Consider the following 10,124-nt stretch of genomic DNA (forward strand, 5'->3'; position numbering starts at 1 on the left):
AGTACTCGTACCGGCCCGGCGGCGAGGACGGTCAGCACGATGAAACCCAGCGTCAAGACCCAAATTGAGGTCGCCTGATCCAGCCACCCCTTGCTCTGAGCCCGCAGTCTGTCACGATCGGAGGGAATGCCAACCGGATCATCAGACGCCGTATGTGAATCGACAACCATCATGGGAAAGTCTAGTCCGTCGCAAGTGCTGCTGTTGACACTGCTGTAGTTCGGGAACTGCCTCAGCCCTGTCATGTTGCAGATCGAAGACGTCGCCCATTCCAAGGAAGTTCATGAGGCGTTCAGTGCAGATCCCGTGCACGGTGACGAATCAGCGCCCTGGGGCGACCAGCAGAACCATTGGCCCAGTGACAATGATCACGTAGCATCAAGTATGGACGTCGTCGACTTTGTTCCTGAACACAATCAATTCGTCTACACCTTCGGCGGCTGCCGGCCGGCAGCCGCGATCAAGCCCGGTACCACCCTGCGACTGTGGTCCGAGGACGCATTCAACCATGCAATCACCTCAGCCACCGACATTCCAAGCACGGTGCTCGATCCGCGGCGTCTCAATCCACAGACCGGCCCTTTCTATGTCGAAGGGGCCGAACCTGGGGACACGCTGGCTCTCCACATCGTCGACCTGACCCCGGCTCGTGGTTGGGGTGCTTCCGCCATGATTCCCTTCTTCGGCGGGCTGACCGCCACTGACAGGACGAGCCTGCTCCACGATCATCTTCCCGAAGGCGTCTGGATCTATGAAATCGACTCCACCGCGCAGACCGTGGGATTCCAGACATGCACGGGCGATTTCGAAGTCGCCCTGCCGATCGAACCCATGCTCGGAACCGTTGGGGTGGCCCCGGCCGGCGGAGAGGTGCATTCCTCTCTGACACCCGAACGCTTCGGCGGAAACATGGATACCCCGGAGATGAGAGTCGGGACGACTGCCTACTTCGGTGTGAACGTTGAAGGTGCCATGTTCTCCATCGGCGACGGACACTACCGGCAGGGCGAAGGTGAAGCCTGCGGTACTGCAGTGGAGGGAGCGATGAACTCGACGATCATCGTCGATCTCATCAAAGGCGGTGCTCCGGCGTGGCCGCGTCTGGAAGACGACGCTCATTGGATGGTCGTCGGATCCTCCCGACCGATGGAGGACTCGTGGAGGATCTCCCAAGTGCAGATGATCCAGTGGCTCGGCGAGCTCTACGGGCTGGACAGGATGGACGCCTATCAGCTGCTCACCCAGATCTCGCTGGTCCCCGTCGCCAATGTCGTCGACACCAATTACAGCGTGATGACGAAGATCGCGAAGTCCCTGCTGCCGGAGCGGAGCGCGTTCAACGGGATGCACGCGGACCTCCGCGATCGTGCTCGCTCTTTGGTCTGATCCCAGACAGCGAACTCAGAACCCGCGAACGTCGAAGAGAAAGGGTCTCACCATGGACTTGAAGATCAGCGGAAAGTCAGCAATGGTCACCGGAGGCACACGCGGTATCGGGCGTGCCATCGTTGAGGCTTTTCTGGCCGAGGGCGCAAACGTGGCCTTCTGCGCACGAAGCGCCTCAGAGGTCGCCGAGGCGGAAGAGTCTTTGGCTTCGAAGGGTAGGGCCCTCGGCACGGTCCTCGATGTTCGAGATGCCACGTCTCTGTCCGCATGGGTTGATGCCACAGTCGCAGAGTTCGGCACCATCGACATGGTTGTCAGCAGTGTCAGCGCCTTGGCGATTCCGGACACCGAGGAGAACTGGTACGAGTCGTTCAACGTCGACATGATGGGCACGGTCAACCTGTCCAAACTCGTCATTCCCCATTTGGAGATGAGCGATGTGGCGTCGCTGATCTCCATCTCGAGTGTCTCGGGGCGTGAGGCCGACTTCGCATCCGGGCCGTATGGCACGATGAAGACCGCGATCATCGGCTACATGGCCGGGTTGGCTCTCAGCCTGGCTGACAAGGGCATCAGGGTGAATACGGTGTCGCCGGGCAATACATATCACGAGGATGGAGTGTGGCCGGGAATCGAGACGAACGATCCTGAGTTGTTCTCGTTCGCGCTGGGTCTGAACCCCACAGGACGTATGGGAACACCAGCGGAGACAGCTGCCAGCGTCGTCTTCCTATCCAGTCCTCTGTCGAGCCGGACGTCTGGGGCGAACCTATTGATCGACGGAGCATTGACTCGCGGGATCCAGTTCTGAAATCAGTGTGATCGTTCAGTCGTCATCGGACTCGTCGCGTGGGGCTTGGGTTTCATCGTCCTTGCGATCCTCGGCGTCCTTCTGCTCCGGGTCATTTGCATGTACGACCTGCGAAGTGGGGGGGGCCACCCCGGACCCTGCAGCGCAGTGTCCGCAGGGTCCGGGAGCAGCACAGCGGACTAGACCTGTTTGTCAGCGGTCGGTGACGTCGTGCATCGCCTCAGTCGGGACAACCAGGACCGGCCCTTCAGCGTTGTTGATGACACCGCGTGATATTGAACCCAGCAGAGCGCTCTTGACTGCGCCGCGACCGCGAGTGCCGATGGCCGTGAGAGCAGACGAACGCGTCTTGGCGGCGATCAGGGAGATCGGCTCACCAACGGCGACCTCGGCCGTGATGTCCACGGACGGGTGCAGCTCCTGGAGCCAGGAGAGTTCGGCCTCGATCGACTCCTCAAGTTCACTCCGGCGCGTTTTGGTGCTGGACTCGTCGACGTAGAGCTCAGGGTACCAATACACCCATTCATCAATCAGGGGCATGGCGGCGAAGATATGCAACTTGCCGCTGCGGTGTTCGGCCTGCTGTGCCGACGTGAGCAGGACCATGCGACTCTGCTCGGATCCATCGATCGCAGCGACGACAGGGGAGTCGGTCGTTCCGTGGGTGAAGCGCTCGGCGCCTTGGGCCTCGACCGGCTGATAGCCACTGGGCACCACGACGGTGGGGCAATGGGCATGGGCGGGCAGTGCCGCCGCGACCGATCCCAGAATCCGCCCGACGAAGCCTCCCCGACCGCGGGCTCCTACGACGACCAGCTTCGCCCGAGCCGAAAGTTCGACGAGGGCGCCGGTGGCGTCTCCCTGCGTGGTCACGAATTCTGCTTTTCCCGGGTATTCCCTGAGGGATTCGCGTGCCTCGCTAAGAGTCTTCTCGGCGAGTTCCCGTCTGAACTGGTCCTCGGGTTGGGCCGGAAGTGATGCCATGTTGGGATAGATCATCAGCGGGACGCTGAATGCGGTGACGACCGTGAGCCCGATACCGCGGCTCAAAGCCTCCACAGCTGCGAAGTGAAGTGCAGATTGTGCGTGTTCGGAGCCATCGAATCCGACCATGACATCGAGGTCTCGCTCTGCGGAATCGAAGGGTGTGGTGATTGGAGCCGTGCCAGCGCTGCTATTCATTGCAATCCTCTCATCGGAGTTTCCCTGATCACGACGAACGCGAAAGCCGTGTTGATGACGATCGAATTCGCTACTACAACCATAGCAACAATTCTACAGAACGTAGAATAACGTGTCGTCCCATCTTCCGCGGCGAGAATCCGGGCGAACTACCGGTCGAGGGGCGGCTCCGCGTCACTGGTCTGAGGAAGCACTCAACTGTATGGTCGGCCTCCACCTCTGACGTCTCAGGCAGGAAGTCCGATCGACATCAGCAGCTTGCCGCGGAGTCGGAGTTCGTATACTGCCTCGGTCATCTCACAACCCCAGCACCCGCACCGCGGTGTCCTTCATGATCAGCGGCACGGCTTCCTCCTTGATACCTAGTTCCTCGAAGTCCTTGATCCAACGCTCGGGAGTGATGAGCGGGAAGTCGGAGCCGAAGAGTGTCTTGGTCTTGAGCATGGAGCCGATGGCGCGGGTCAGCTGTGGTGGGAAGTACTTCGGCGACCACCCGGAGAGATCGATGAACACGTTGGACTTGTGCGTGGCGATCGAGATCGAGGCATCGGCCCACGGCACGGACGGGTGCGCGAGGATCATCGTCAGCGTGGGGAAGTCCGCTGCCACGTCGTCGAGGAGCATCGGGTCCGAGTACCGCAGTTTGATTCCGCGTCCGCCGGGGAGTCCTGCTCCGATTCCGGTCTGTCCGGTGTGGAAGAGCGTGACCAGTCCGTGTTCGGCGCAGGCTTCGTAGATCGGGTAGTAGGTGCGATCGCTGGGATCGAATCCCTGCAGGCTGGGGTGAAACTTCATGCCCCTGACTCCGTAGTTCGTCGCCAGATCGTGGACCCGGGCAATCGCCTCGGCGGTGTTGAGGGGATCGACGGAACCGAAGGGGATGAGGACGTCGTTGTGCTCGGCGGCCTTCTCCGCGATCATCTCCGACGAGACCGGAGGGTGATCTCCCAGCGCCGTTCTGGCGTCGACCGTGAAGATCACGGCCGCCATGTTCCGCTCCCGGTAGTAGGCGGCGAGGTCGTCGACCGTGGGCGTGCGGGGGACCGGTGCCTTGAAATACCCCGCCGAGGCGTCGAGGAGTTCGCGATCGAGCGAGGTGTGTTGGTGGGCATCGGCTTCGACATGTGTGTGCACGTCGATCGCGGTGATCTTCGAGAGGTCGATATTGGGTTGGTAGATCATGAGTGTCCTTCCGGAAACGGGATTGTCAGCATCGTAGCCGTGGGTGAGGGACGCTGTACCTCAGTGCCCAGGAACTGGCTCTAGGGAAGCTCCCCGTACTTGCGCTTGAGGGCGATGAGTTCAAGCAGCATCTCGTCGCGTTGCTTGGCGATGAGCACAGGATCCTTGCCCTCGAGCTCATCGTCGACCCCGGCGACCAGCTTGTCAGTCAACTCCTCGCCGAGGTGGACCTGCCCCAAGTCACGCATCCACACTTCCTGTGGTGGTCCCAGGTGCTCGAGCACGTGCCGCATCCCGCCCTGTCCGCCGGACAGTCCCTGCTGCACGAGGGGACCGAGAATCGCCCAGCGCAGACCGGGCCCATAGGAGATCGCCGTATCGATGTCCTCGACAGAGACCATGCCGCGGTCGACAAGCGAATACGCTTCCTGCCACAGGGCCGCCTGCAGGCGGTTCGTGACATGACCGGGCAGTTCGGCACGGACGAGGATCGGCTTCTTCCCGATCGACCGGTAGATCTCGAGCCCACGCTTGACCACCTCGGCGGGAGTCGCCGGTGTCGGCACGAGCTCGACGAGGGGAACCAGGTGAGCCGGGTTGAACGGGTGCCCGACGACGATCCGTTCGGGATGATTGGTCGCTTTGGTCGCCAGCTCGCTCGGCGCGAACCCGGAGGTCGACGATGCGATGATCGCGGAAGCGGGCACTGCGGAGTCGGTTTCGGCGAGCATGGACTGCTTGATGTCGAGACGCTCGGGACCGTTCTCCTGCACGAAATCAGCATCGCCGACCGACTCGGCCAATGATCCTGCGAAGTGCAGACGCTCCATCGCCGAGGTGATGTCACCTTCTCCGGTCACTTCGAGGTTTCCCTCGACTTGGGACCGCAATCGCGCTTCGGCACCGTCTGCTGGGTCGAAGGCCGTGACCGTGTGCCCGGCAGTGAGGAATCCCGTCGCCCACGCGGCCCCGATGACACCGGTACCGAGGATCGCGACCTTGAGAGTTGTACTCATGCCTCCACCTTCGCCTTTCGTGCCTGTGCATACTCCACGTACTCATCGAGCGACCACGGATCCTGCAAGGCCCCGGTGCTCGCCACTGACTCGGCGGTCGCACCCTGAACGATGCGTTTGACCGGGACCTCGAGCTTCTTGCCCGTGCGACCCAGTGGAATCCGTGTGACCGGCACGACCTCGTCCGGCGTATGCCTGGGGGACAGCCGTGACTTCAGCTCAGTCCTAATCCGATCCGACAGTCCGTCAGAGAATGACATCCCGTCCTCGGTTTGGACGAAAAGGACGAGCTCGCCCATCCCACCATCGGGATCCTCGAGGTGGATGACCAGGGCATCGGCTACCTCGGCGAAGGTGTCGAGCACCGAGTAGAAGTCCGCGGTGCCCAAGCGCACCCCGCCGCGGTTGAGGGTGGCGTCGGAGCGGCCGGTGACGACGACACCGCCGCCGGTGGTGAACTTCGCCCAGTCCCCGTGGCGCCAGATGCTGGGGTACTTGTCGAAGTACGCTGCCTCATACCGGGCGTCACCGTTCTCGCCCCAGAAGGTTACGGGCATGGACGGGGTGGGCTGGGTGATGACGAGTTCGCCCAGATCATCGACCACTTCGTTTCCGGAGGCGTCGAAGGCGGAAGCGGCGAAGCCGAGGGAGACTCCCGACATTTCGCCCGAGTACACCGGTGTCAGTGGGGAAGCCTGGAGGATGCCGGTGCACACATCGGTACCGCCGCAGCCCACATTGAGCAGCACATCGTCACCGAACTGCTCGTACACCCATTCGTACCCCTCGGCGGGCAGTGGTGCACCGGCGGCGCCGAACTGGGAGACCGCGGACAGGTCGAATTCCTCGGTGGGGTTGAACCCAGCCTTGCGGGCAGACATGATCGCTCCAGGTGCCACACCCATGAGTGTGGCTTTGGTGTTCGCAGCGATGCGCCAGAGTTCCTTGGGATCCGGAAAGTTGGGGTTGCCGTCGATCATGACGATCGAGGACCCGACGACCAACCCGCCGATGAGAGCGTTCCACATCATCCACGCGGTCGTGGAGAACCAGCAGAACTGGCTGCCCGGTCCCAGATCGAAGTGCAGGCTGTGATTCTTCAGCGTCTCGAGGAGGATGCCGCCGTGGCTGTGCACGATGGCCTTCGGCCTGCCGGTGGTTCCGGAGGAGAAGAGGATGAATAGCGGGTGGTCGAAGGGTACCGGTTCGAACTCCAATTCCGCCGAGGGGGCCCCGCCGGCCGTACCCGCCGAGGTTGCCCCGAGCCCCGCATAGTCAACGACGTCGATCGCGTGGTCGAGGCCGGCACCGTTCGTGAACTGTTCGCGTGTGTCGTCATCGAGGGTGAAGTCCCCATAGTCGAGGGAGACGAGGTGGGTCAGTGTGGGGAGTGCTGCGAGGACCTCGGTGAGTTCGCCTGTGCGGTCGACGGCCTTGTTGCCGTACATGTAGCCGCTGATTGCCAGCAGCACGGTGGGTTCGACCTGGCTGAAGCGGTCGATGACGGATTGGGTGCCGAACTCTGGTGCGCAGCTGGCCCAGATCGCTCCGAGACTGGCCGCGGCAAGGAACGCGACGAGGGCCTCGGGCTGATTGGGCAGATAGCCGACGACTCGGTCACCCTTCTTCACTCCCAGGTCGATGAGACCGGCGCGGACTCGGGCGACCTCGCGGCGGAGCTCGGCGTAGGTGAGTGTGAAGTCCTCACGAGTCTGGGACACCGCGGTCACGGCCACCTCGTCGGCCTGTTCGGGCGCACCCAGGGAGTGCTCGGCGTAATTGAGCGTTGCTCCGGTGAACCAGCGAGCGTGCGGCATGACCCGTTCCTCGAGCACCGAGGTGTACGGGCTGTGGGACTTCACGTCAAAGTACTCCCAGACGGATTCCCAGAAGTCTTCGATATCGGTGATCGACCAGGCGTAGAGATCGTCCCAGCCATCAAACGAGTAGCCGAACTTGGCATTGACCCAGGTGAGGAAGGCACCGATGCTGCTGGTCTCGATGGCGTCGGTGGGAACGTCGCGGATGACTTTTGGCATGTCGGAGCTCCTCACTTGTTGACCTTGGGGCCGGAGCCGTCGAGGAAGGCGCGCATGAGGTCCTTGGCCTCGGTGCTCGACTGGGCGACGGAGGCCATGAGGGACTCCATCATGTAGCCCTCATCTCGCCCGGATTCGACGATGCGCGGCAGTGTCTGGGTGATCGCGTAGTTCGTCACCGGGGAATTCGAGGCGATCGAGGCCGCGAGTTCCTTGGCCTTGTCCAGGCCTTCGCCGACTGGTACACGGTAGTTGACGAGCCCGATCGCTTCGGCCTCGGCGGCATCGAACTTACGCCCGGTGAGCATCATGTCCTGCACACGGCTGAGTCCGATGAGTCGGGGGACGCGCACCGAAGCGCCGCCGCCGACGAAGAGACCGCGCTTGCCCTCGGGCAGGGCGAAGTAGGCGCTCTCTTCGGCCACGCGCAGGTGGGCGGCAGTGGCGAGTTCGAGTCCACCGCCGATGACCCCGCCCTGGAGGACAGCGACGACGGGGATTTCGGATTCGGTGATCATGCTCATCGTCTTGTGCCAACCGCGCGAATGGTGGAGGCCGGCCACGGCGTCGCGTTCGGCCATTTCGGACAGGTCGAGGCCGGCGCAGAAGTGATCGCCGACGGTTGTCAGCACGATCGCCGAGACCTCTGGCGGGGTGCGGAAGAACTCGCCCAGGGCGGCCACCGTGGCATCGTCAAGGGCGTTGCGTTTGGCCGGGCGATCGAGGGTGAGGATGCCGATGCTGCCTTCGGTGGTGAAGCGCAGAGCCTCGGAGATCTCGAGCGTGGTCGGCTGTGAGGAGACGTCCGTGAGGTGGGAAGCAGGGGAGTTGGTCATGCGTGGTCCTTCGATGGTGCGGTTGGTGCTGGCTTGCCGGTGGTTGAGGGAGAAGATTCTGTGGAGTGGGCGCCGAGGCCGCCGGTGGTGCGCAGAGAGACCTTGTGGACCTTCCCGGAGCCGGTGCGGGGGAGTTCGTCGACGAGGTCGAAGTACTTCGGCACCTTGTATTTGGCCAGGCGGGTGAGCAGGAACTCGCGCAGTTCTTCTCCGGTCAGGGGCGAAGCTGCAGAGTCGGCTCCGGCATCAGCGCCAGCCCCGGTCTCAGGTACAGTCACGATGACGAAGGCGTGGCCCACCTCGCCCCACCGTTCATCGGCGGCCGCGACGACAGCGGCCTCGGCCACGGCAGGGTGGTCGAAAAGGGCGGATTCCACCTCGGCGGGATAGACGTTCTCCCCGCCGGAGATGAACATGTCCTTGAGCCGGTCGACGATGAAGAGGAACCCCTCGGCGTCGAGATAGCCGATGTCGCCGGTGTGGAACCAACCGCCGGGCGAGAACGCCGCATCGGTCGCGGCCTGGTTGTTCCAGTAGCCGCTGGTGACATTGGGCCCGCGGACGACGATCTCGCCCTTGACTCCGGCTTCGCAGTCGTTGCCGGCCAGGTCACGGACGCGCACCTCGGTGAAGGGCACGGCCCGGCCTGCCGATCCTGCCTTGTCCAACGCGTTCGCAGCAGGCAGGAACGTGCATCCGGGGGAGGTTTCGGTGAGTCCGTAGCCCTGGCAGAACATGATGTCCTTGGCCTGGAACGCCTCGATGAGTGAGACGGGGATCGGTGCGCCACCGGAGTTGACGAATCGCAGAGAGGACAGGTCGGCGGTGTTCCACCTCGGTGATTGGAGCATGTCGGAGAACATGGTCGTCACCCCGGCCATCCACGTCAGACCTTCGTGCTCGATGGCGTCGAAGGCGCGGTTCACGTCCCACTTGGATTCGATGAGCATGTGCGCCCCGCGCAGGTAGCTGGTCATCACCTGCTGGTCGAGGCCGATGACGTGGAAGAGGGGAGCGGTGACCAGCGTGACGTCGTTGGCGGTGAGGTCCGAGTTGAGCAGAAGGTTGAAGGAATTCCACAGCAGATTCGCGTGTGAGAGCACCGCACCCTTGGGCCGCCCCGTCGTTCCGGACGTGAAGAGCAGAAACGCCGGTTCGTCACCGGTGACCTCAGCCGCAGGCACCACCGGCACGCTCGCCGAGGTGGCTGTGTCCTCCCAGCGCACCGGTTCCTGCGCGACGGCGTCGCTGAGTTGCTCGGCGGTCTCAGACATCTCGGGGGCGACGTACAGTCGGGCCACCTCGGCGAGGGTGAGCTGATAGTCCAGTTCGGCCGGGGCCAGCCGCCAGTTCAGCGGGATGAAGATCGCTCCCAGGCGCAGGCAGGCGAGGAGGACTTCAATGAGCGCTGGGTGGTTGGGGCCGAGGTAGGCCACCCGGTCGCCTCGGCCAATGCCACGTGAGTGGAGGTCGGCGGCCCGGGATAGTGTGCGTTCGTGCATCTGGACGTAGGAGTAGTCGATGCCGGCGAAGGTGATCGCAGTCTTCTCGCCGTAGTCGGTGGCCTGGCGTTCGGAGAGCCTGGCCAGGCTGGGGTGGGTGAAGGTCACTGAGTCGGTCCTTCCATTGCTGCTGGTGGGGTGTCGGTCGTCGGTGCAGTACCGGTGGCAGC

8 protein-coding genes are annotated in these 10,124 nt (G+C 63.1%); 2 read left to right on the forward strand and 6 right to left on the reverse strand.

Going from position 1 to position 10,124, the window contains the following annotated elements; all coding sequences use genetic code 11:
• Positions 1-243: 243 nt before the first annotated feature.
• Together L0G76_RS11065 and L0G76_RS11070 are read left to right on the forward strand one after the other, a co-directional pair.
• The gene (locus L0G76_RS11065) at positions 244-1,386 is read left to right on the forward strand and encodes an acetamidase/formamidase family protein (RefSeq protein WP_009884787.1); all 1,143 of its coding nucleotides are present in this window, start codon (positions 244-246) and stop codon (positions 1,384-1,386) included.
• 52 nt (positions 1,387-1,438) lie between these two features.
• Complete coding sequence (locus L0G76_RS11070; RefSeq protein WP_096158545.1) at positions 1,439-2,197, forward strand: SDR family NAD(P)-dependent oxidoreductase; 759 nt, start codon at positions 1,439-1,441, stop codon at positions 2,195-2,197.
• Between the two features lie 192 nt (positions 2,198-2,389).
• Here L0G76_RS11070 and L0G76_RS11075 read toward each other — a convergent pair whose 3' ends face one another.
• From L0G76_RS11075 to L0G76_RS11100, 6 genes are all read right to left on the reverse strand, one after another.
• Positions 2,390-3,379, reverse strand: a complete 990-nt coding sequence (locus L0G76_RS11075; protein WP_009884790.1) for a universal stress protein — start codon at positions 3,377-3,379, stop codon at positions 2,390-2,392.
• A gap of 297 nt (positions 3,380-3,676) precedes the next feature.
• Positions 3,677-4,561, reverse strand: a complete 885-nt coding sequence (locus L0G76_RS11080; RefSeq protein WP_009884791.1) for a 4-hydroxyphenyl-beta-ketoacyl-CoA hydrolase — start codon at positions 4,559-4,561, stop codon at positions 3,677-3,679.
• An 80-nt stretch (positions 4,562-4,641) separates the two neighbouring features.
• Positions 4,642-5,577 (reverse strand): 3-hydroxyacyl-CoA dehydrogenase NAD-binding domain-containing protein, encoded by a 936-nt coding sequence (locus tag L0G76_RS11085; RefSeq protein WP_009884792.1) that lies wholly within the window; start codon positions 5,575-5,577, stop codon positions 4,642-4,644.
• Positions 5,574-7,616: an acetoacetate--CoA ligase gene (locus L0G76_RS11090; protein ID WP_096158546.1), complete on the reverse strand. Its 2,043-nt coding sequence runs from the start codon at positions 7,614-7,616 to the stop codon at positions 5,574-5,576. The genes L0G76_RS11085 and L0G76_RS11090 overlap by 4 nt, the downstream gene beginning before the upstream one ends.
• A gap of 11 nt (positions 7,617-7,627) precedes the next feature.
• On the reverse strand, positions 7,628-8,452 hold the full coding sequence (locus tag L0G76_RS11095; RefSeq protein ID WP_009884794.1) for a crotonase/enoyl-CoA hydratase family protein: 825 nt from the start codon (positions 8,450-8,452) through the stop codon (positions 7,628-7,630).
• Positions 8,449-10,124 (reverse strand): acyl-CoA synthetase (locus tag L0G76_RS11100; RefSeq protein WP_304357288.1); only part of this gene is annotated, 1,676 nt, incomplete at its 5' end. The genes L0G76_RS11100 and L0G76_RS11095, both read right to left, overlap by 4 nt.

The sequence above is a fragment of the Brevibacterium picturae genome (assembly GCF_030453725.1).
Classification (GTDB): Bacteria; Actinomycetota; Actinomycetes; order Actinomycetales; family Brevibacteriaceae; genus Brevibacterium; species Brevibacterium sandarakinum_A.

What these genes read in the sequence shown, in the direction of transcription:
- L0G76_RS11085 (WP_009884792.1), bottom strand. Translation starts at nt 5,577, where the DNA reads ATGAGTACAACTCTCAAGGTCGCGATCCTCGGTACCGGTGTCATCGGG.
- L0G76_RS11070 (WP_096158545.1), top strand. Translation starts at nt 1,439, where the DNA reads ATGGACTTGAAGATCAGCGGAAAGTCAGCAATGGTCACCGGAGGCACA.
- L0G76_RS11080 (WP_009884791.1), bottom strand. Translation starts at nt 4,561, where the DNA reads ATGATCTACCAACCCAATATCGACCTCTCGAAGATCACCGCGATCGAC.
- L0G76_RS11090 (WP_096158546.1), bottom strand. Translation starts at nt 7,616, where the DNA reads ATGCCAAAAGTCATCCGCGACGTTCCCACCGACGCCATCGAGACCAGC.
- L0G76_RS11075 (WP_009884790.1), bottom strand. Translation starts at nt 3,379, where the DNA reads ATGAATAGCAGCGCTGGCACGGCTCCAATCACCACACCCTTCGATTCC.
- L0G76_RS11065 (WP_009884787.1), top strand. Translation starts at nt 244, where the DNA reads ATGTTGCAGATCGAAGACGTCGCCCATTCCAAGGAAGTTCATGAGGCG.
- L0G76_RS11095 (WP_009884794.1), bottom strand. Translation starts at nt 8,452, where the DNA reads ATGACCAACTCCCCTGCTTCCCACCTCACGGACGTCTCCTCACAGCCG.